This is a genomic window from Kitasatospora sp. NPDC057223 (assembly GCF_042669755.1).
Lineage (GTDB): Bacteria > Actinomycetota > Actinomycetes > Streptomycetales > Streptomycetaceae > Kitasatospora.
The window spans coordinates 17,933-36,761 of the sequence record NZ_JBHUWW010000066.1; the positions used below are offsets into that span (position 1 = coordinate 17,933).

The 18,829-nt window shown below is 72.6% G+C and carries 16 protein-coding genes and 1 pseudogene; 13 read left to right on the forward strand and 4 right to left on the reverse strand.

Annotated features, from left to right (window positions below):
• Positions 1 to 359: 359 nt before the first annotated feature.
• The 4 genes from ACFUK0_RS22820 (at position 360) to ACFUK0_RS22835 (ending at position 3,293) form a co-directional block, all read left to right on the forward strand.
• Positions 360 to 524, forward strand: a complete 165-nt coding sequence (locus ACFUK0_RS22820; protein ID WP_380253031.1) for a hypothetical protein — start codon at positions 360 to 362, stop codon at positions 522 to 524.
• Between the two features lie 101 nt (positions 525 to 625).
• On the forward strand, positions 626 to 919 hold the full coding sequence (locus ACFUK0_RS22825; protein ID WP_380253033.1) for a Dabb family protein: 294 nt from the start codon (positions 626 to 628) through the stop codon (positions 917 to 919).
• A 361-nt stretch (positions 920 to 1,280) separates the two neighbouring features.
• A complete protein-coding gene (locus tag ACFUK0_RS22830; protein ID WP_380253035.1) occupies positions 1,281 to 2,222 on the forward strand; it encodes an RNA polymerase sigma factor SigF in 942 nt (313 codons plus the stop codon).
• 189 nt (positions 2,223 to 2,411) lie between these two features.
• On the forward strand, positions 2,412 to 3,293 hold the full coding sequence (locus tag ACFUK0_RS22835) for an RNA polymerase sigma factor SigF (protein ID WP_380253037.1): 882 nt from the start codon (positions 2,412 to 2,414) through the stop codon (positions 3,291 to 3,293).
• Positions 3,294 to 3,316: 23 nt separating this feature from the next.
• On the opposite strand, the gene ACFUK0_RS22840 is transcribed toward ACFUK0_RS22835, so the two are convergent.
• Entirely contained in the window at positions 3,317 to 4,300 is a 984-nt protein-coding gene (locus ACFUK0_RS22840; protein WP_380253039.1) for a tyrosine-protein phosphatase, read from the reverse strand.
• 443 nt (positions 4,301 to 4,743) lie between these two features.
• On the opposite strand from ACFUK0_RS22840, the gene ACFUK0_RS22845 reads away from it, so the two are divergent.
• The 8 genes and pseudogenes from ACFUK0_RS22845 (at position 4,744) to ACFUK0_RS22880 (ending at position 15,015) form a co-directional block, all read left to right on the forward strand.
• On the forward strand, positions 4,744 to 7,113 hold the full coding sequence (locus tag ACFUK0_RS22845) for a hypothetical protein (protein WP_380253041.1): 2,370 nt from the start codon (positions 4,744 to 4,746) through the stop codon (positions 7,111 to 7,113).
• Between the two features lie 101 nt (positions 7,114 to 7,214).
• On the forward strand, positions 7,215 to 8,732 hold the full coding sequence (gene pelF, locus ACFUK0_RS22850) for a GT4 family glycosyltransferase PelF (protein WP_380253043.1): 1,518 nt from the start codon (positions 7,215 to 7,217) through the stop codon (positions 8,730 to 8,732).
• A 46-nt stretch (positions 8,733 to 8,778) separates the two neighbouring features.
• The gene (locus ACFUK0_RS22855) at positions 8,779 to 10,296 is read left to right on the forward strand and encodes a hypothetical protein (protein ID WP_380253045.1); all 1,518 of its coding nucleotides are present in this window, start codon (positions 8,779 to 8,781) and stop codon (positions 10,294 to 10,296) included.
• 81 nt (positions 10,297 to 10,377) lie between these two features.
• Positions 10,378 to 11,370 (forward strand): SDR family NAD(P)-dependent oxidoreductase, encoded by a 993-nt coding sequence (locus ACFUK0_RS22860; protein ID WP_380253047.1) that lies wholly within the window; start codon positions 10,378 to 10,380, stop codon positions 11,368 to 11,370.
• Positions 11,371 to 11,475: 105 nt separating this feature from the next.
• Positions 11,476 to 12,180, forward strand: a pseudogene (locus ACFUK0_RS22865) (NDP-sugar synthase); the annotation flags it as partial.
• Between the two features lie 137 nt (positions 12,181 to 12,317).
• The gene (locus ACFUK0_RS22870) at positions 12,318 to 13,211 is read left to right on the forward strand and encodes an NAD-dependent epimerase/dehydratase family protein (RefSeq protein ID WP_380253049.1); all 894 of its coding nucleotides are present in this window, start codon (positions 12,318 to 12,320) and stop codon (positions 13,209 to 13,211) included.
• Positions 13,208 to 13,906: a spherulation-specific family 4 protein gene (locus ACFUK0_RS22875; protein ID WP_380253051.1), complete on the forward strand. Its 699-nt coding sequence runs from the start codon at positions 13,208 to 13,210 to the stop codon at positions 13,904 to 13,906. The genes ACFUK0_RS22870 and ACFUK0_RS22875 overlap by 4 nt, the downstream gene beginning before the upstream one ends.
• 62 nt (positions 13,907 to 13,968) lie before the next feature.
• A complete protein-coding gene (locus ACFUK0_RS22880; protein WP_380253053.1) occupies positions 13,969 to 15,015 on the forward strand; it encodes an endo alpha-1,4 polygalactosaminidase in 1,047 nt (348 codons plus the stop codon).
• 45 nt (positions 15,016 to 15,060) lie between these two features.
• Here ACFUK0_RS22880 and ACFUK0_RS22885 read toward each other — a convergent pair whose 3' ends face one another.
• On the reverse strand, positions 15,061 to 15,261 hold the full coding sequence (locus tag ACFUK0_RS22885) for a hypothetical protein (protein ID WP_380253054.1): 201 nt from the start codon (positions 15,259 to 15,261) through the stop codon (positions 15,061 to 15,063).
• 150 nt (positions 15,262 to 15,411) lie between these two features.
• On the opposite strand from ACFUK0_RS22885, the gene ACFUK0_RS22890 reads away from it, so the two are divergent.
• Entirely contained in the window at positions 15,412 to 16,380 is a 969-nt protein-coding gene (locus ACFUK0_RS22890) for an aldo/keto reductase (RefSeq protein ID WP_380253056.1), read from the forward strand.
• A gap of 91 nt (positions 16,381 to 16,471) precedes the next feature.
• On the opposite strand, the gene ACFUK0_RS22895 is transcribed toward ACFUK0_RS22890, so the two are convergent.
• Both ACFUK0_RS22895 and ACFUK0_RS22900 read right to left on the reverse strand, forming a co-directional pair.
• Positions 16,472 to 17,446, reverse strand: a complete 975-nt coding sequence (locus ACFUK0_RS22895) for a C40 family peptidase (RefSeq protein ID WP_380253058.1) — start codon at positions 17,444 to 17,446, stop codon at positions 16,472 to 16,474.
• Positions 17,443 to 18,771 (reverse strand): SPFH domain-containing protein, encoded by a 1,329-nt coding sequence (locus ACFUK0_RS22900; protein WP_380253060.1) that lies wholly within the window; start codon positions 18,769 to 18,771, stop codon positions 17,443 to 17,445. Before ACFUK0_RS22900 ends, ACFUK0_RS22895 begins: the two co-directional genes overlap by 4 nt.
• Between the last annotated feature and the right edge of the window lie 58 nt (positions 18,772 to 18,829).

Below are 18,829 nucleotides of genomic sequence, written 5' to 3' on the forward strand. Positions count from 1 at the left end.
TACGGAGCATGGAGGGGGAGCAGCCCCAGGGGGGCGGGCCGCTCCCCCGGCGGAGTCCCACAACCGGCACCGCGTCGGGGGGAAGCCGCGGCGGCCGGTCCCACAGCGGGGAGCTCCGGATCCGTGTACCGGCGATTCCTGCCAGATCCTCGGTACAACAACCATCCTGCTGCACCGCCCGGCCAGGGGCACCCGCAGAAAGCCCCCACTCGCGGGGACCTTCGTCCCGACGGCCGAACAGGATGCTGACCCGCTGGGCCATCCGATGGATAAGCTGCTGCGAGGCAGCAGAGCAGTGCGAGGCGGGACGCTCGGGGACCGGACGACGGCGGCCCACAGCAGGGAGGCAGGGCAGTTCGATGGCTCAGGCGCGGAAGATCGGCATGTACCTCCTGCTCATCTTCGTCCTCTACACGATCATCACCTCGCCCGCCAGGGCGGCCGAGCTGGTCCAGTCGGGGTTCGAGGGGATCTCGACCGCGGCGAAGGCGGCCGGGACGTTCATGACGGGGCTGGTCAAGTAGGCCGCAGCGGCCGGGCCCCGCACCGGGGCCGGTGCGGCGGCGGGCGGGCCGGCGGCTAACGTGGCTGGGTCCACCGACCCTCACCCGCTGGGAGCGGCCTCATGATCCGGCACCTGGTCCTGTTCAAGCTCAACGAAGGCATCACGAAGGACGACGAGCGGGCGATCGCCGGCGCCAAGGCCTTCGCGGAGCTCGGCACGCTGATCCCCGAGCTGCGCGAGTGGGAGTGCGCCTGGAACATCACCGAGCGCGACATCGCCTACGACTACGCGATCAACAGCCTCGTCGAGGACCGCGCGGCGCTGCAGTCGTACATCGCCCATCCGGCCCACCAGGCCGCGGCCGGGCAGTGGCGGGAGTTCGCCACCTGGGTGATTGCCGACATCGAGGTCTGAGCCCGCGAACGCGTCGGTCGCATCCGTACGACCCTTCGGCGCCCCGCCCCCGACCGGGGCGGGGCGCCGTCGTCCGTCCGCCCGGCCGTCGCGGGCGCTGCGCCGGATGACCCAACGGTGCTTCAACACACCTGGGCGCGGTGCTTGAACGAACTGTGCCCGCCTTGTGATGCTATGACCGGTTTTGCCGGACATGCCGAGGTGATGAACGGGGGTAGGGCACCCGACCCGCAGGTCCCACCATTGTCGACTTCGGGAGGGTGAGTCCATGCGGACTCAAGGGAGTGCGCCTGATACCGGTGCCGGTCCGCCGGCCACACTGCCCGACGCCGGCCTGCCCGGCACCGCGATGCCCTGCACCGTGCTGCCCACGGACGTGCTGCCCGCCGATGTGATGCCAGCGGACGTGATGCCGGGCAAGCCGGCCGCCGAGGCGCCCGCCGGGCCGTCCCCGGACGAGGCCGTGGCCGCCGTGTTCGGCCCGGCCGGCGAGCTGCGGTCCGGCGCGTGGCGCTCCGCCGGGCCGAAGGCGCCCGGCCGGCCCGCGATCGACGTACGGACCCTCACCCGGGTGCTGTTCGAGCGGCTCTCCGAACTGCCGCCCGAAGCTCCCGAACGGGAACGCGTGCGGGCCGCGCTCATCGAGGTCAACATCCCGCTGGTGCGCTACGCCGCGACCCGGTTCCGCAGCCGCAACGAGCCGATGGAGGACGTCGTCCAGGTCGGCACGATCGGCCTGATCAACGCCATCGACCGGTTCGACCCGAGCCGGGGCGTGCAGTTCCCGACGTACGCGCTGCCGACCATCCTCGGCGAGATCAAGCGGTACTTCCGCGACAACGTCCGCACCATGCACGTCCCGCGCCGGCTCCAGGAGCTCTGGGTTCAGGTCAGCGGTGCGATGGAGGAGCTGACCGTCACGCACGGGCGGGTGCCGAAGGTGCCGGAGATCGCGGCCAGCCTGCGCATCCCGGAGGAGGACGTCCGGGCCTGCCTGGACGCCGGACGCGCCTACAACGCCGCCTCGCTGGAGGCCGCGCAGGAGCACGAGGGCGGCCTGGCGCTGCTCGACCGGCTCGGCTACGAGGACTCCGCGCTCGCCGAGGTCGAGCACCGGGACATGGTGCGCCACCTGCTGGTGCAGCTGCCCGAGCGGGAGCGGCGCATCATCATGCTGCGGTTCTTCGCGAACCTGACGCAGTCCCAGATCAGCAACGAGCTGGGGATGTCGCAGATGCACGTCTCCCGGCTGCTCTCGCGGATCCTGACGAGGCTTCGGAGCGGCAACTCCTGGGAAGAATGATCGTCACAGACCCTCTCCTGCCACCGGATCACCACGGACCACGGGCATTGCTGCGCGTTACTGCCGCGTGACATCTTGCGACGTTCGGGTTTGCGACGGGCCATGGGCCGGTATGCAGGGGAAGGGCGCCGCACGGGAACCGCCGGACGGTGACACCCGTTGAACAGTCAGTCACAAGGGGGTGGGTGCATGTCCGGAGAGCTGGGCACTGCTGAGATCCACGACGCCACGACGGTCGTCGATCAGATCCCTGCGCAGGGGGGGCCGACGCCGGCCGCCCCCGCGCCGCCGCCCCCTGCCACCGGCGGGGCGCTGGACACCCGTACGCTCTCCCGCGCGCTCTTCCTGCGGCTGGCCACCCTGGAGACCGGCAGCGACGAGCACACCTACGTCCGCGACACCCTGATCGAGCTCAACCTGCCGCTGGTCCGGTACGCCTCCGCGCGCTTCCGCAGCCGCAACGAGCCGATGGAGGACATCGTCCAGGTCGGCACGATCGGCCTGATCAAGGCGATCGACCGGTTCGACCCGGAGCGCGGGGTCGAGTTCCCGACCTTCGCGATGCCGACCGTGGTCGGCGAGATCAAGCGCTTCTTCCGCGACACCAGCTGGTCGGTCCGGGTGCCCCGGCGCCTCCAGGAGCTGCGCCTGGCCCTCACCAAGGCCGGTGACGAGCTGGCACAGCGGCTCGACCGCTCCCCCACCGTCGCCGAGCTGGCCGTCTGCCTGGGCGTCAGCGAGGAGGACGTGGTCGAGGGCCTGGCGGTCGGCAACGCGTACACCGCCAGCTCGCTGGACTCCAGCCCCGGCGAGGAGGACGGCGACGGCCCGCTGGCCGAGCGGCTCGGCTACGAGGACCTCGCGCTGGAGGGCGTGGAGTACCGCGAGTCGCTCAAGCCGCTGCTGGCCAAGCTCCCGCCGCGCGAGCGCCGGATCATCATGCTGCGGTTCTTCGGGAACCTGACACAGTCGCAGATCGGCGAGGAGATCGGCATCTCGCAGATGCACGTCTCCCGGCTGCTCACCAAGACCCTCACCCAGCTGCGTGAGGGCCTCATCAGCGAGGCCTGACGGGGCCGGGGAGGGCCTGCGCGTCAACCGGCCAACAGGTTGGCGCGCAGGCCCTCCAGCACGCCGTCGTCCAGGCCCAGGCCGTCCTGCCAGAACTCCTCGAAGGACGTCCAGCCGAGGGCGACCTCCTCGAAGGCCGCGTCCAGATAGCCGCGGTCGGCCCGGAAGACCGGCAGCAGCAGCGCCGGCTCCTGCATCAGGCCGCGGGTGCCGAAGCTGTCGACGATGGTCTCGATGATCGCGGCCGAGCGCTCGTTGGTCAGCAGGTAGTCGGCGTAGACGGTGTCGCGGTCCACCCCCAGGGCGGTGAGCAGGACCGCGGCCGTCCAGCCGGTGCGGTCCTTGCCCGCCGAGCAGTGGAAGAGCAGCGGCGCGCCGTCCGGGGCCGCCAGCAGGCGCAGCACGGTGGCGAACCGCTCGCGGGCGACCGCGTCGGTGACGAACCAGCGGTACAGGCCGACCATCATCGCGGCCGCGCGGCCGTCGCCGAGCAGGGCGTGCTGCTTCTCGGCGCTGCGGTCCGCCAGCGCGTCGCGCAGGGCCACGTAGATGTCGAAGTCGGCGGCGAAGACCGGAAGGTGGTGCAGGGTGATGCCGCCCGGGCCGGCCGGCTCGACGGTGAGCGGGGTGGCGGAGAGCTCGGCGGCGGCGATCTCGGCGACGGGCAGGCCGGGTACCCGGTCGGGGCCCGCCTCACGGACCTCGTCGAGGCTGCGGAGGTCGACGACGTGGCGCAGGCCGTGGGCGACCAGCGTGTCGAGGTCCGCGTCGGTGAGGCGGTTGAGGCCGTCACTGCGCAACGCCCGGCCGTGTCGCAGGACCTTACCGTCGGCTGTCCGGTAGCCTCCGAGATCGCGGGCGTTGACGGCGCCGTGGAGCCCGAGGCTGCGGGCGGCGGCCGTCTCACCGGGATTGTCCGAAGGGGCGCCCGGGGCGTGCGCGGGGGTGATTACGGGCGCCTTGTTTGCGCCCTCCACTTCGGTGATCAAGGTCTGCTGCTCGGTCACGGGAGGGCCTCCGTACGGATATCCGGAACGCAGCGGCGCAGAACCGTGCGATGTTGCATGAACCTGCCCGATCAAAGGCACGGATGTGCGAGAGTGGCAGACGTCGCCAGTCTAGGCGGGTCTGCCTCGGCGTACCCGGCAGTAGGCGGTGACCAGCGAAGATCCACCCGGGGGGCGGGATCGTCGACAGATTGTTGTCAGTCACTGACTGATTGTTGTGATTATTAAAATATTTGCGCAGATTGAGCCTTTCTGACCGCGTTCGAGGCCTTTATGGCATCGACATGAACGTTGGTAACAGATTCGCTGCACTCTCACCCATTTGGTCCCATGCACCCCTGATCGTCCAGCAAGATGTGTGGCTGGCAGCCTGCTGCCTTCGAACAGAGTCAGGGCATGCGGGCGCAGAGCAGCGCCGCCCCTGCCCCAGGGGAGGAACCACCATGGGTCGAGCGACCCGAAGAGTTGCCGCGTGCGCGGCGGCAGTCCTGTTGGCCGGCGGTCTCCAGTCGTCCATCGCCCACGCCACGACCAGCAACCGCATTGACCTCACGGTGCTCGTGATCGACGACGGCGGTCCCGCGACCGCCGCGATCGCCGCCGAACTGGCGAGCCAGGGCACCCCGTACAAGATCGTCAACCTGAACGACGCCAACCGTCCGGTGATCGATGCCGCTTTCCTCAGCGACACGGTCAACGGCATCCCGCGCGCGAAGTTCCAGGGTGTCGTCATGCCCAACGACAACCCCTTCGCCGCCGGGTCGGCCGAGATGACGGCCCTCGCCGCCTTCGAGGCCACCTTCGGCATCCGTCAGGTCGATGCCTACACCTATGCCCGTCCCGACGTGGGTTTGAACTGGGCCCAGGCACCGGGTTACATCGGCAGCCTCGACGGTGCCCAGGGCCAGGTCACCACCGACGGCATCGCGGGCCCGTTCGGCTACCTCAAGGGCAGCGTCCCGTTCGAGGACAACTCCCCCACCGTCGGTGAGAGCTACGGCTACCTCGCCACGCCGCTGGCGGGCGCCGACTTCAAGCCGCTGGTGGACGCCCCGATCCCGGGCACCACCGCGCGCGGCTCGCTGGTCGGCGAGTACACCCACGACGGCCGCAAGGAACTCGTCGTCACGTTCGTCTACAACCAGTACCAGCAGCAGTACCGGCTGCTGGCCCGCGGCATAGTCGACTGGGTGACCCAGGGCATCCACCTCGGCTACGACCGCAACTACTTCGCGGCCCACGTCGACGACGTCTTCCTCGCCGACGACCGCTGGGACACCGTCCTCAAGTGCACCCCCGGTGACGTCACCTGCCCGCCCGGCACCCCCGAGACGGCCAACCCGATCCGGATGACGCAGGCGGACGCCCAGTACGCGAAGCAGTGGCAGCTGGACCACAACTTCACCCTGGACATGGTGTTCAACGGTGGCGGCAGCGAGGACTGGAAGGCCGACCACGAGGTCACCGCCGACCCGGTCGTCGACCAGATGGTGGCCGACCAGACCAGCTACCGCTGGATCAACCACACCTACACGCACCCGTACATCGGCTGCCTGCAGGACGTCACCGTGGTGCCGTGGAAGTGCACCAAGGACGCGGGCGGCAACACCGTCTGGGTCGACCAGGCGACCATCACCGCCCAGGTCAAGAACAACATCGACTGGGCCGCCGCGCACAGCCTGGTGATCGACAAGGCCGAGCTCGTCACCGGCGAGCACTCCGGCCTGCTGACCGCTCCCCAGGAGACCAGCGACAACCCCTACCTGGCGCCCTCGCTGGCCGCCAACGGGGTCAAGTGGACGGCGAGCGACGCCTCCCGCGAGAGCGGCCAGCGCGCCGTCGGCACCTCCACGCTGACCGTGCCGCGGTACCCGATGAACGTCTTCTACAACGCCGCCACGGCGCAGGAGGAGACGGACGAGTACAACTGGATCTACACCAGCGTCGCCAACGGCGGCAGCGGGGTCTGCGAGGTCAACGCGAACTCCACCTGCCTGGCCACCCCGCTGGACACCACCACCGGGTACGCCTCGTACATCGTGCCGCTGGAGGCGCGGATCGACCTGGGCCACGTGCTCAGCAACGACCCGCGGCCGCACTTCATCCACCAGTCGAACCTGTCCGAGGGCCGGATCCTGTACCCGGTGCTGGAGACGGTGCTCTCGACCTACCGCAACCTGTACGCGGACAGCGCGCCGATCGTGAACCTGGCGCAGAAGGACATCGGCGCCGAGTTCCAGCGCCGCGCCGCCTGGAACACCGCCGTCGCGGCCGGCCAGGTCACCGGCTACCGCATCGGCGACACCGTCACGGTCACCGCGCCCACCGGCGTTCAGGCCGAGGCAACCATGCCGGCCGGCACCACCCAGAAGCTGGCCTTCGGCAGCACCGCGTTCGGCACCGCCTACGCGGGCACGCTGTCCGGCTGGGTCAAGCCCGCCGCACTGCAGAGCACCATCACGCTCAAGCTGACGGCGGCCCAGACCCCGGCGGCTCCGGCCGGCGCCGTCGCGGCCACCACCGCGGCGAAGTCGCTCGCGGCCCCGGCCACCACCGAGACCGTCGTCCCGAGCGGCGCCGCCACCGCAGTGCCGGCCGGCCCGAGCGACACCGCCCGGACGGACGCCGAGACGCTGGTGCCCGGCAGCGGCGTCCCCGTCCTCGGCAAGGCCCTCACCGGCAAGGCCGCCACGGGCAAGAGCACCACGACCGGTACCAAGCCGGCCGCGGGCAAGGCGACGACCACCAGCACCAAGCCGACGGCGGCCACCACCGCCCCGGCCAAGAAGACCGCCGGCAAGACCGGCCGCTAGTCCGCACGACGGTGGTGGGGCGGGCGATCCCGCCCCACCACCGGCTGTACGCCCGCCCACCACAGCGGGCGCCGAGGGGAAGAAAAGGAGGGGGGTCAGGGATGCGCGTCACCCTGCTCACCGAGGGGACGTATCCGCACCAGCACGGTGGCGTCAGCGTCTGGTGCGACCAGCTCGTCGTCGGCATGCCCGACGTCGAGTTCGACATCATCGCGGTCACCGGTACCGGTCACGAGTCGCTTGCCTGGGAACTGCCCGCCAATGTCCGGTCGGTGACCATGGCACCGCTCTGGGGCCCGGCCTCCAGTGCGAAACCACCGCGTCGCAAGGAGATGCGGCGGTTCCTCGACGCGTACGAGCGCTTCCTGCACTCCATCCTCGACCCCGTCTACACCACCCACTTCGGCACCGAGCTGTACGGCTTCGCCGACCTCGCCCGGCGCGGACTGCTCAGCCCAGCGCTGCGCAGCGAACCCGCCCTGCGCACCCTCCAGCGCGTCTGGACCCGCGACTACCTGCCCACCGCCGTCTCCCGACCCACCCTGCACGACGCGCTCAACGCCACCGACCTGCTGGAGCACGCGCTGCGTCCGCTGTCGGTCGAGCCGCCGCAGAACGGCGTCGCGCACGCGGCCAGCGGCGGCCTCGCCACGCTGCCCGGCCTGATCGCCGCCCAGCAGTACGGCGTCCCGTTCCTGCTCACCGAGCACGGCATCTACCTGCGCGAGCGCTACCTCGGCTACCGCACCGGCCCCTACCGCTGGCCGGTCAAGGCCCTGCTGCTGGGCTTCTACCGGATGCTCGCCGAGGAGAGCTACGCGCGGGCCGCCCTGGTCACCCCCGGCAACCGGTACAACCGGCGCTGGGAGGAGCGCGGCGGCACGCCGTCCGCGCACATCCGGACCGTGTACAACGGCGTCGACCCGGCGGCCTTCCCGCCGGCCGGCCCCGAGCCCGAGACCCCGACCCTCAGCTGGGCCGGGCGGGTCGACCCGATCAAGGACCTGGAGACGCTGATCCGGGCGTTCGCGATCGTCCTGAAGGAGATGCCGGACGCGAAGCTGCGCCTGTTCGGCGGCACCCCCAAGGGCGGCGAGGGCTACCGCGACGGCTGCATAGCCCTGGCGGCCGAGCTCGGCATCGCCGACTCGGTCGTCTTCGAGGGCCGCGTCGCCGACATCACCGACGCGTACGCCGCCGGGAACGTGGTGATGCTCTCCAGCATCAGCGAGGGCTTCCCGTTCACCCTGATCGAGGCGATGTCCTGCGGGCGCTCCACCGTCTCCACCGACGTCGGCGGCGTCCGCGAGGCCGTCGGGGACACCGGCCTGGTCGTCCCCCCGCGCGAGCCCGAGCCGATGGCCGCCGCCGCACTGGAACTGCTGCGCGACCCCGAGCGGCGGGCCCGCCTCGGCGAGCAGGCCCGGCTGCGGGTGATCGACCAGTTCACCCTGCGCCAGAACATCGACGGCTTCCGGAGCATCTACACCGAACTGCTCGGCACCGCCCGCTGGCTCCCCGAGGGCGTCATCGCCGTCGGCGAGGACATCCCGGCGGACATCCCGGCCGAGGGGCCCGTCACCTGGGGCCGCACCGAGAAGCTCCAGGAGGCCCGATGAGTGAGCAGACCCCGCGGCCCACCGGCGGCAGCGGCGAGGTGGGCGCATGAGCGGCCCACTGCGCCTCGTTCCGGACGAGGCCGGCCCCGACTGGGCCGAGCAGACCATGCAGCTGCGCACCCTGCCGCGCCAGCGCCGCCGGCCCGCCCCACCGCAGCCGGCGGACGAGGGCCCGGACGTCTGCGCCGACCCCATCGACGCCCTCGCCGAGCGGCTCGCGGACGTCTGCGCCGACGCCGTGCACCCCTACGAGATCGCCGCGTTCCTGGAGTCCGACGGGCTGACCGACGAGCAGGCCGCGCTGAACTACGGCCGGCCCGACTCCTTCACCCTCGCCGAGGAACTGTTCGTCAAGATCGACCGGCGCTACCCCGGCCCGAGCGCCGAGTTCGCCAACCCGTGGCGGGCCGACCCGTGGCGCTGCGTCGTCCGCGGCCTGGTGTTCGCCCTGCCCGGCCTCGGCTACCTGCTCGGCGCCAACCTCTTCGCGGTCGACCGGATGCGCTTCGGCCTGCCGTCCGGAATGGTCGCGCTGTCCGTCGCCACGCTGGTCAGCTGGGCCTGGAACCAGGCCCTCGCGCACCGCTCGTACGCCTGGCTCGGCCGCGGCCGGCGCCGGGCAGCCGGCCGTTGCCTGGCCGTCGGCGCACCGGCCGGCGCCCTGGTCGCCGCCACCGCCTCGTACGTGGTGGGCGGGCCGCTCGCCTCCCTGCTGTTCGCGGCCGGGCAGTCCGGCTACCTCGCGGCCGCCACCGTGCTGCTCGTCCTCGGCCGCGAGAAGTCCCTGCTGGTCGCGCTGGCGCCGTCGGCGCTCGGCGCGGGCGTGGTGCTGGCGGTCGACGTGCCGCAGGCCGTCCGCACCGCCGTGCTGCTGGCCACGCTCGGGCTCGCGCTGGCGCTGGCCACCCGCGAGGTGCTGCGCTGCCTGAAGGCCGAGCAGGAGACCACCGTGCTGAGACTGCCGGTGTTCCAGGAGCTGCCGCACGGCCTGTTCGGGCTCGCGGTCGGCACCCTGACGCTGATCGCCGGGCTCGGCACCACCATCGAGCAGGCCGTCGGCCCCGGCGTGCTCGCCGGGACGGCCGCCACCCCGACCGGGCCGGCCATGGTCGCGCTGACGCTCAGTCTCGGCCTCGCCGAGTGGCTGCTCTTCCGCTACCGGGCGATGGCGGTGGCCTCGCTGCGCACCAGCCACACCCCCGGCCGGTTCGTCCTGCGCACCGGCAGCGTGCTGCTCGGCTGCCTGTTCACCTACCTCACCACGGTCGCCTGCCTGGACGCCGCCGCCACGGTGCTCTGGCCCGGAGCGCCGACGCTCGGCATCGTCCAGCTCGGCGCGCTGCTGGTGCTCGGCGGGGCGCTCTGGCTGGCCCTGCTGCTGAACGCCTTCGGGTTCAGCTGGAGCACCACCCTGATCTGCCTGGCCGCGGCGGGCGCCGAGTGCGCCGGGCTGCTGGCCGGCTACGACCCCACCGTCCTGCAGCTCCTCGGCTGCGGGGCGGCCGCCCTCGTCCTCACCTCCATCGCCGGGCCCGCGCTCGGCCGCACCACGAGACACCGCTGATCTCCGGCGGCCCCCACCACGGGCCGGCCGGTGCACCACCCACCCTCAGCCGCACACTTACCGGAAAGAGACCTCACAAGCATGAGCACCGTCGCCGTCACCGGAGCCGAGGGATTCATCGGCTCCCACCTCGTCGAGACCCTGGTCGCCGACGGCCACCACGTCCGCGCGATGGTCCAGTACAACTCCTTCTCGTCCTTCGGATGGCTGGAGACCCTCGACCGCGAGGTGCTGGACTCGGTGCAGATCGTCCTCGGCGACGTCCGTGACCCGGGCTCCGTCAACGGCCTGGTCAAGGGCACCGAGGCGGTCTACCACCTGGCCGCGCTGATCGCGATCCCGTACTCCTACCAGGCCCCGCACTCCTACATCGAGACCAACGTCACGGGCACCCTCAACGTCCTGGAGGCCGTGCGCCACCTGGACATCCCGCGTCTGGTGCACACCTCGACCAGCGAGACGTACGGCACCGCGCAGACCGTGCCGATCACCGAGGACCACCCGATCAACACGCAGTCCCCGTACGCCGCCTCGAAGGCCGGTGGCGACCGCCTCGCGGACAGCTACCACGCCAGCTTCGAGACGCCCGTCGTGACGCTGCGCCCGTTCAACACCTTCGGCCCGCGGCAGTCGATGCGCGCCGTGATCCCGACCGTGATCGCCCAGCTCGCCGCCGGCGAGACCACGATCACCCTCGGCGACCTGCGGCCGACCCGCGACTTCACCTTCGTCAAGGACACCGCCGCCGCGTTCCGCACCGTCGGCACCGCGCCCGCCGAGACCGTCGTCGGCCGGACGTTCAACGCCGGCACCGGCGGCGAGATCTCGGTCGGCGACCTGGTCACCCTGGTCGGCAAGCTGATGGGCGTCGACGTCACCGTCAAGGAGGACGAGCAGCGCATCCGCCCGACCAACTCCGAGGTGATGCGCCTGGTCGCGGACGCGACCCGGCTGCGCACCGCCACCGGCTGGACCCCGGGCCACTCGCTGGAGGAGGGCCTGGAGCAGACCATCGAGTTCTTCCGCGACCCGGCGAACCTGGCCCGCTACAAGACCGACCTGTACAACGTCTGATCCCGTCGTCCGGCGACCACACCGTCCGACGACCACACCGTCCGACCGCCACATCGTCTGACCCGTCCAGCAACATTCAGACAACGTCTTCGTGGGGGAAATACCATGCACGCAGTAATCCTGGCCGGTGGCAAGGGTGTCCGGCTCCGGCCCTACACCACCGCCCTGCCCAAGCCGCTCGTCCCGATCGGCGACCAGCACGCGATCCTGGAGATCGTGATGCGCCAGCTCGCCTCGGCGGGCTTCAAGACCGTGACGCTGGCCATCGGGCACCTCGGCCACATCATCCGCGCCTACGTCGGCAACGGCTCGCAGTGGGGGCTGCGCGTCGGTTACGCCGTCGAGGACACTCCGCTCGGCACCATGGGCCCGCTGCTCACCATGCAGGACCGGCTGCCCGAGCACTTCCTGGTGATGAACGGCGACATCCTGACCGACCTGGACTTCGCCGGGGTGCTCAAGCACCACGAGGAGTCGGCCGCGCCGCTGACCATCGCCACCTACGCCCGCCAGGTCAAGATCGACTTCGGCGTGCTGACCACCGAGGGCACCAGCATCACCGGCTTCCAGGAGAAGCCGAGCATCGACTACCGCGTCTCGATGGGCGTGTACGGCGTGTCCCGCTCCACCCTCGCCCGCTACACCCCCGGCCTGCCGCTCGGCTTCGACGAGCTCGTCCTGGACCTCCTCGGCGCCGGCACCCCGCCCTCCGCCTACGAGTTCAACGGCTACTGGCTCGACATCGGCCGCCCGGACGACTACGACCGGGCCAACGCCGACTTCGCGGCGAACCGCGGACTGCTGCTGCGCGACGAGGCCCCCGGGGGCCTGCACTCCGTACCGGCCGTCCGCAGCGAGCCCGCGGTCGCACCCGTGCCGGCCGCCCGCACCGCACCGGACGCCACCGCGGACGCGGCGGAGCCGATCGGCGCCGACGGGCGGGCCGCGTGAGAATCCTGCTCCTCGGCGCGGACGGCTTCCTCGGCCGCCACGCCTCCGCCGCCCTGCGGGAACTGCCGGGAGCCACCGTGCTCACCGGCGGCCGCAGACCCACGCACGACCTCGCCGTGGACCTCGCCACGGCCGGACCCGGCGACCTCGCCGACCGGCTCGGGCAGCTCTCGGTCGACGTCGTGGTGAACTTCGCCGGGGCCGTCTCCGGCAGCGCCGTCACCCTCTCCGAGGTCAACGCCCGTGGCCCGGCCGTGCTCTGCGAGGCGCTCCGGGAGGGCGCCCCGCAGGCCCGGCTCGTGCACATCGGCTCGGCCGGCGAGTACGGCGTCTGCGACCCGGGCAGTTCGCTGGCCGAGACCGCGCAGGCCCGCCCGGTCGGCGTGTACGGCGCCACCAAGCTGGCCGGCAGCCTCGCGGTGGCCGGCTCGGCGCTGGACGCCGTCGTCCTGCGGGTCTTCAACCCCGTCGGCCCCGGCTCACCGGCCGGCTCGCTGCCCGGCCGGCTCGCCGGCGAACTGCGCCGGGCCGAGCCCGGCGGCGTGGTGGAGGTCGGCGACCTCTCCGCGTACCGCGACTTCGTGGACGCCCGGGACATCGCCCGGGCGGTCGCGCTGACCGTGCAGGCCGACCGGCCGCTGCCCCGGGTGGTCAACCTGGCCTCCGGACAGGCCCAGCAGGTCCGCGCGATCGCGGACGGGCTCGTCGCGGCCGCCGGCTTCGACGGCCGGATCGACGAGAGCGGGGCGGGCTCGGAGCGCTCCGCCGCCGTCTCCTGGCAGCAGGCCGACATCTCGCTCGCCGCCCAGGAGCTGGGGTGGAAGCCGGAGATCACCCTCGGCGACACCCTGCGCGACCTGTGGCTGAGCACCGAACCGGCTGCCGGATGACCGCCGGACACACGACCGACGGCCGCCTGCTGGTGCCGCTGTACGTCCACCCCGCGGTGGACCCGGCGGCCTGGCAGGCGGTCGCCGCCGCCGGCCCCTCCAGGGTCGCGGCGGTCGTGCTCAACATCGCGGACGGCCCCGGCGACGCCCCGGACAACGTGTTCGCCGCCGCCGCCGACGAAGTCCGGGCGGCGGGCATACCGCTGCTCGGCTACTCCGACACCGACTACGGCCGCCGGCCCCACGCGGCCGTGGTCGCCGACCTGCTGACCTACCGCCAGTGGTACACCACCGACGGCGTCTACTTCGACCAGGTCGCCGCCCACGCCGGCGCCCTGCCGCACTACCGCCGGCTGGCCACCGCCGCCCGCGCGGCCGGCTGCGGCACCGTCGTCTTCGGGCACGGCGACCACCCCGAACCGGGGTACGCCGAGATCGGCCTGGCCGATCTCCTGGTCACCTTCGAGGGAGACTGGGAGGCGTACCGCGAGATGACCCTCCCGCTGTGGACGGGCCGTCATGCCGCCGCCCACTTCTGCCACCTGGTGTACGACGTACCGGCCGAGGCCGCCCAGGACGTCCTCGCGCTGATCACGGCCCGCCGGGCCGGAGTGGGCTGCGCCGTCCCCGGCTCCGGGGACAACCCCTGGTCGTCCCTGCCGTTCGGCCTGTCGGCCGCCCAGCCGCAACACTGACCGGCCCGTACCCGCATCCAGCGCCCGTTTCCAGAACCGACCCGACCCGGAGTTCGAGTACTGTGACCCGCCGTTCCAGGCCCATGCTGGCCGCCATCGCCCTGACCACCGCCCTGCTGGCCACCTCGTGCAGCGGCTCGGACGAGGGCGACGACGACACCTCCGCCGAAGCGACTGGCCCGGACTCCCCGGCGGCCTCGGCCCCGGCCGTCCCCGGCCCGGACACCCCGACGGCCACCACGCCGTCGGAGACCCCGCCGGGCAGCACGGCGCCGGCCACCCCGGCGCCCGGCACCCCCTCGTCCCCGGGCGCGACGAAACCGGGCGCGACGCCACCGGCGCCCGGCAGCCCCTCGGGCGCCGCACCCACCTCGCCCGCGGGGCAGCCGCCGGCGCCGAAGCCCGGCGGAGCGGTCTGGCAGCCCAAGCCGGGGGTGACCTGGCAGTGGCAGCTCGGCGGCACCCTCGACCAGTCGGTGGACGTCCCCGTCTACGACATCGACGGCTTCGAGCACGACGCCTCGGTGGTCGCCGCGCTGCACGCCAAGGGCCGCAAGGTGATCTGCTACGTCAACGCCGGCTCCTGGGAGGACTTCCGGCCGGACGCCGCCGCGTTCTCCAAGAGCCTGCAGGGCTCGGGCAACGGCTGGCAGGGCGAGAAGTGGTTCGACATCCGGCAGCTCGACAAGCTGAAGCCGCTGATGGCGACCCGCTTCGACATGTGCCGGGCCAAGGGCTTCGACGCCGTGGAGCCCGACCTGCTGGACGCCTACATCAACGAGACCGGCTTCCCGCTCACCGCCGACGACCAGCTGAAGTACAACCGCATGATCGCCGCACTCGCGCACGAGCGCGGCCTGGCGGTGGCGCTGAAGAACGACCTCGACCAGATCCCGGCCCTGGTCGGCGACTTCGACTTCGCCGTCAACGAGCAGTGCGCCGAGTACGACGAGTGCGAGAAGCTCAGCCCGTTCATCAAGGCGGGCAAGGCCGTCCTGCACGTCGAGTACAAGGTACCGACGAGCAAGTTCTGCCCCCAGGCCAAGGCACTGGGCCTGAGTTCGATGTCCAAGCACCTGGAACTGGACGCCTGGCGGCAGCCCTGCTGAGCAGCGGGGTGGTGCCTGAGCCGCCAGGCGCGGGGAGCCGGAGGATTACTTGACGGCCAGCCAGACGACGACGGCCAGCACGGCCACCACCACGACGGCCACGCCGACGATCACGCCGGTGCGGCTGTTGCCGCGACTGCTGCCATAGGTGGAGACGGAGCCGGGCGCCTGGGGGGCCGGGGTCTCGTCGACGAACGCCCGGAACATCTGGGTGTTGCCGGCGGGGTCGTAGTCGTTGTCAGCCATGGCAGGGACTCTAACGAATCCGGCCACCCCGCCGACACCCCGGACCCCCACCGGATTGACCGCCGGCGTCGTGCAACGGCGGTACGACAACCTCGTGAAGACCTCGACGGCGGTGGAATGGCCGCCGCGGGGATCAGGTTGACTTCGGTCATGACCGATAACCGCAGTGACTCCCGCGCCCGTGTGACGCTCGGCACCTCCGACCTCGCGGTGTTCCCGCTCTCCCTCGGCGGCAACGTCTTCGGCTGGACCGCCGACGAGGCACAGTCCTTCGCCGTGCTCGACGCGTTCGCGGCCGGCGGCGGCAACTTCGTCGACACCGCCGACGTCTACTCGGCGTGGGTGCCGGGCAACACGGGCGGCGAGTCGGAGACCATCATCGGCAACTGGCTGCGCAGCCGGGGCAACCGGGACGAGATCGTGGTCGCCACCAAGGTCGGCGCGCACCCCGACTCGACGGGTCTCCGGGCGCACACCGTGAAGGCCGCGACGGAGGAGTCGCTGCGCCGGCTCGGCATCGAGCGGATCGACCTGCTCTACACCCACCGGGACGACACCGACACCCCGGTGGAGGAGTTCATCGGCGCGCTGGACGAGCTGGTGAAGGAGGGCAAGGTCCGGGAGATCGCGGCCTCCAACATCAGCGCGGAGCGGCTCACCGAGTCGCTGGCGTTCTCCGAGCGGGAGGGCCTCGCGAAGTACATCGCCGTCCAGCCGCACTACAACCTGGTCTCCCGTTCGACGTACGAGGGCCCGCTCGCGGACGTCGTCGCCGAGCACGGGCTGTCGGCGCTGCCCTACTTCGCGCTGGCCTCGGGCTTCCTGACCGGCAAGTACCGGCCGGGCGGCGCCGGGGTCGACAGTGCGCGGGCGCAGGGCGCCGGCCGGTACCTGGAGGAACCGCGCGGTCCGAAGGTGCTGGAGGCGCTGGACAGCGTCGCGGCGGAGCACGGGGTCGAGCTCGCCACCGTCGCCCTGGCCTGGCTGGCCTCGCGGCCGACGGTGGCCGCGCCCATCGCCAGCGCGCGGACGGTCGAGCAGCTGCCCCCGCTGCTGGCCGCCGCCGGCCTGCGGCTCGCCCCGGCGGAGCTGGCACTGCTGGACGAGGCCTCGGCGTAGCCGGTGCGCACTGTCCACAGGCTGTGGACGGACTCGGGGAGGCGAGTCCGTCCACAGCCTGTGGACAACTTCCCGGCTCCGGGCGGGCCGGTTACGGCCGCCCGAAGTGGGTCGGGTAGAACCCGCTGCTGATGGTGGAGATCCGCACGTTGCGGCCCGGCCGGGGGGCCTCGACGAACTTGCCGCCGCCCAGGTAGATCCCGACATGGTGGATGCCGGAGGCCCGGCCGCTGTCCGACCAGAACAGCAGGTCCCCGCGCCGCAGGTCGTCCGCCCCGATCGGGGACGTCGCCGCGTACTGGTCGTCGGCGACCCGGGGCAGGCTGATCCCGCTCCTGCGGTAGGCCTGCTGGACGAGCCCCGAGCAGTCGAAGCCGGCCGGCCCGTTGCCGCCCCACACGTACGGCTTGCCCAGCTGGGCGAGGGCGAAGTCGACGGCCGCCTCGGTACTGCCCGACCCGGTCGAGCCGCCGTCCGCGCCGGACGCGGGCGCCGGGGCCGGGGCCGGCGCGGCGGGGGCCGCGCCCTGGCCGACCCGGCTCAGGTAGACGTCGTAGTGGCTGGTGTAGCGCCACTCGCCGCCGACGCCCCTGAACCAGTACTTCGAGCCGTCCCAGCCCTGCTTGACACCGGAGTTCGCACCGCTCGCGGCCACGGGCGCCGACGGGGCGGGGGCAGGGGCGGCGGCCTTGGCCGCCGTCCGGCTCAGGTAGACGTCGTAGTGGCTGGTGTAGCGCCACTCGCCGCCGGCACCCCTGAACCAGTACTTCGAGCCGTCCCAGCCCTGCTTGACCGGCGTCGGCGCGGCGTGGGCCGCTCCGGTACCGGCCGTCAGGCCGACGACGCCCGCGCCCGCGACCACCGTGGTGGCCAGGCAGGTACTCCGTACGGTGCGGTGTATTCGGCTCTCCCCGGGGCGGCCCGCCGGGGCCGGGCGGCCGGGGCGGCGGGCCCGGGCACGGCAGTCGAGGCAGGTGCAGCCCGCCATCACCGGGAGGCCGCCGAGGCCCTCCTCGAAGCCGGCCAGCGCCGGATCGGCGGCCGCGGGTGCGGTGGCTATCCTCATGCGGGTCGTCCTTCCTTTCGCCCGGCCCGGACGGCCGGGGACGGTCCCCCGGCCCGGACACCGGGAGAGGGCACCGAGGCGGCCACTCCCGCCGGGGCGACGAACGCCACCAGCAGGTGCTCCATCAGCGCGCTGCGGGCGGCCTCGTCCAACTCGTGGGCGGTGGCCCGCTCCAGGCGGCGGACCGCGAGGGCGGCGGCCTCCACCGCGTCGTCGACCAGCACGGTGCGCAACCCGGCGTCGAGGTCCGCGAGGCGGCGCCGGCGCATCGAGTCGGCGACCTCCGGCGCGTAGTCGAGCGCCATCGGCTGCACGGAGTAGACCTCCAGGCCGGCCGGGGCGACCTCGGCCGCCAGCGCGCGGGTGAGCTCGTCGGCGAACCACTGCCCGTCCCGCAGCGCCGGCCCGGGGCCCGCGTTGCTGTCGCAGGGCAGGGCGGACGCCGTCCGGGTCAACACCGCGTGGACCTGCTCGCGCAGGTAGTCCTCGTGGTCGGCGATGGACAGCAGGGCCCGGGCCGTGTCCTTGACCCGCCACACGATCAGCAGCCGGACGACGATCGGCGTGCCCGTCCGGTCGACCGCGTTGACCGGCTCGCTGCGCCAGTGCCGCAGCCTGACGTCCACCCGGCGGCGGCGCAGCAGCGGGTTGACCCAGACCAGGCCCGTCCGGCGGACGGTGCCGCGGTAGCGGCCCCAGCGGGTGAGGACCCGGGTCTCACCGCCCGCGTTGGCCAGCAGCCCCGCCAGGGTGAACAGGATCAGCAGTCCGCCTGCGCTGACGGCGGCGACGGACCGGACGGTGACGTCCGGGCTGCCGCTCGCCCTTGCGACGTCGGTGCGGATGTCGGGCAGCACGCTCCAGTACGGGATCACGCCCGCCCGGCTGAGCACCACGAGGACCGTCGCGAGACCGGTCAGCAGAGCGAGCAGGCCGATCCAGCCGGGCAGCGCGATCGCACTGTGCTCGCGCAGCACGGGGTCGATCCGCGGCGGGCGGCGGGAGGTCGTCGCGGGCACCGCCGCGTCCTCGTCGTGCGGGGCGGCCTTGACCGTCCGGCCCCGTGGCGACGGCCGGTCGGCCGACGGCGCCTGCACGGCGTTCACGGGCGGCGCCGGCCGGACGGCGGTCGGCTCGGTGACCGGGCCGCCCTCCAGCGGGTCGGCGACGGTCCGCAGCGCCGACCGCCGGGTGGGCGTGTCGATCGCCGGCTTCGCCGCCTTGGGGAGCGGGCTCGAACCCGCCGTGGGGAGTTCGGCCAGCGCCCTGGGCAGGGCGTTCGCCTGATTGTCGGGTCGCTGCGAAGAATCGCGGGTGACGTCCATGCACGGATCCTCAGGGTCGGTGTGTCGCGCAACGGGCGGCCCGGATCTGACGGGCAGT

What these genes read in the sequence shown, in the direction of transcription:
- ACFUK0_RS22885 (WP_380253054.1), bottom strand. Translation starts at nt 15,261, where the DNA reads ATGGCTGACAACGACTACGACCCCGCCGGCAACACCCAGATGTTCCGG.
- ACFUK0_RS22895 (WP_380253058.1), bottom strand. Translation starts at nt 17,446, where the DNA reads ATGAGGATAGCCACCGCACCCGCGGCCGCCGATCCGGCGCTGGCCGGC.
- ACFUK0_RS22860 (WP_380253047.1), top strand. Translation starts at nt 10,378, where the DNA reads ATGAGCACCGTCGCCGTCACCGGAGCCGAGGGATTCATCGGCTCCCAC.
- pelF (WP_380253043.1), top strand. Translation starts at nt 7,215, where the DNA reads ATGCGCGTCACCCTGCTCACCGAGGGGACGTATCCGCACCAGCACGGT.
- ACFUK0_RS22900 (WP_380253060.1), bottom strand. Translation starts at nt 18,771, where the DNA reads ATGGACGTCACCCGCGATTCTTCGCAGCGACCCGACAATCAGGCGAAC.
- ACFUK0_RS22835 (WP_380253037.1), top strand. Translation starts at nt 2,412, where the DNA reads ATGTCCGGAGAGCTGGGCACTGCTGAGATCCACGACGCCACGACGGTC.
- ACFUK0_RS22890 (WP_380253056.1), top strand. Translation starts at nt 15,412, where the DNA reads ATGACCGATAACCGCAGTGACTCCCGCGCCCGTGTGACGCTCGGCACC.
- ACFUK0_RS22855 (WP_380253045.1), top strand. Translation starts at nt 8,779, where the DNA reads ATGAGCGGCCCACTGCGCCTCGTTCCGGACGAGGCCGGCCCCGACTGG.
- ACFUK0_RS22825 (WP_380253033.1), top strand. Translation starts at nt 626, where the DNA reads ATGATCCGGCACCTGGTCCTGTTCAAGCTCAACGAAGGCATCACGAAG.
- ACFUK0_RS22845 (WP_380253041.1), top strand. Translation starts at nt 4,744, where the DNA reads ATGGGTCGAGCGACCCGAAGAGTTGCCGCGTGCGCGGCGGCAGTCCTG.
- ACFUK0_RS22875 (WP_380253051.1), top strand. Translation starts at nt 13,208, where the DNA reads ATGACCGCCGGACACACGACCGACGGCCGCCTGCTGGTGCCGCTGTAC.
- ACFUK0_RS22820 (WP_380253031.1), top strand. Translation starts at nt 360, where the DNA reads ATGGCTCAGGCGCGGAAGATCGGCATGTACCTCCTGCTCATCTTCGTC.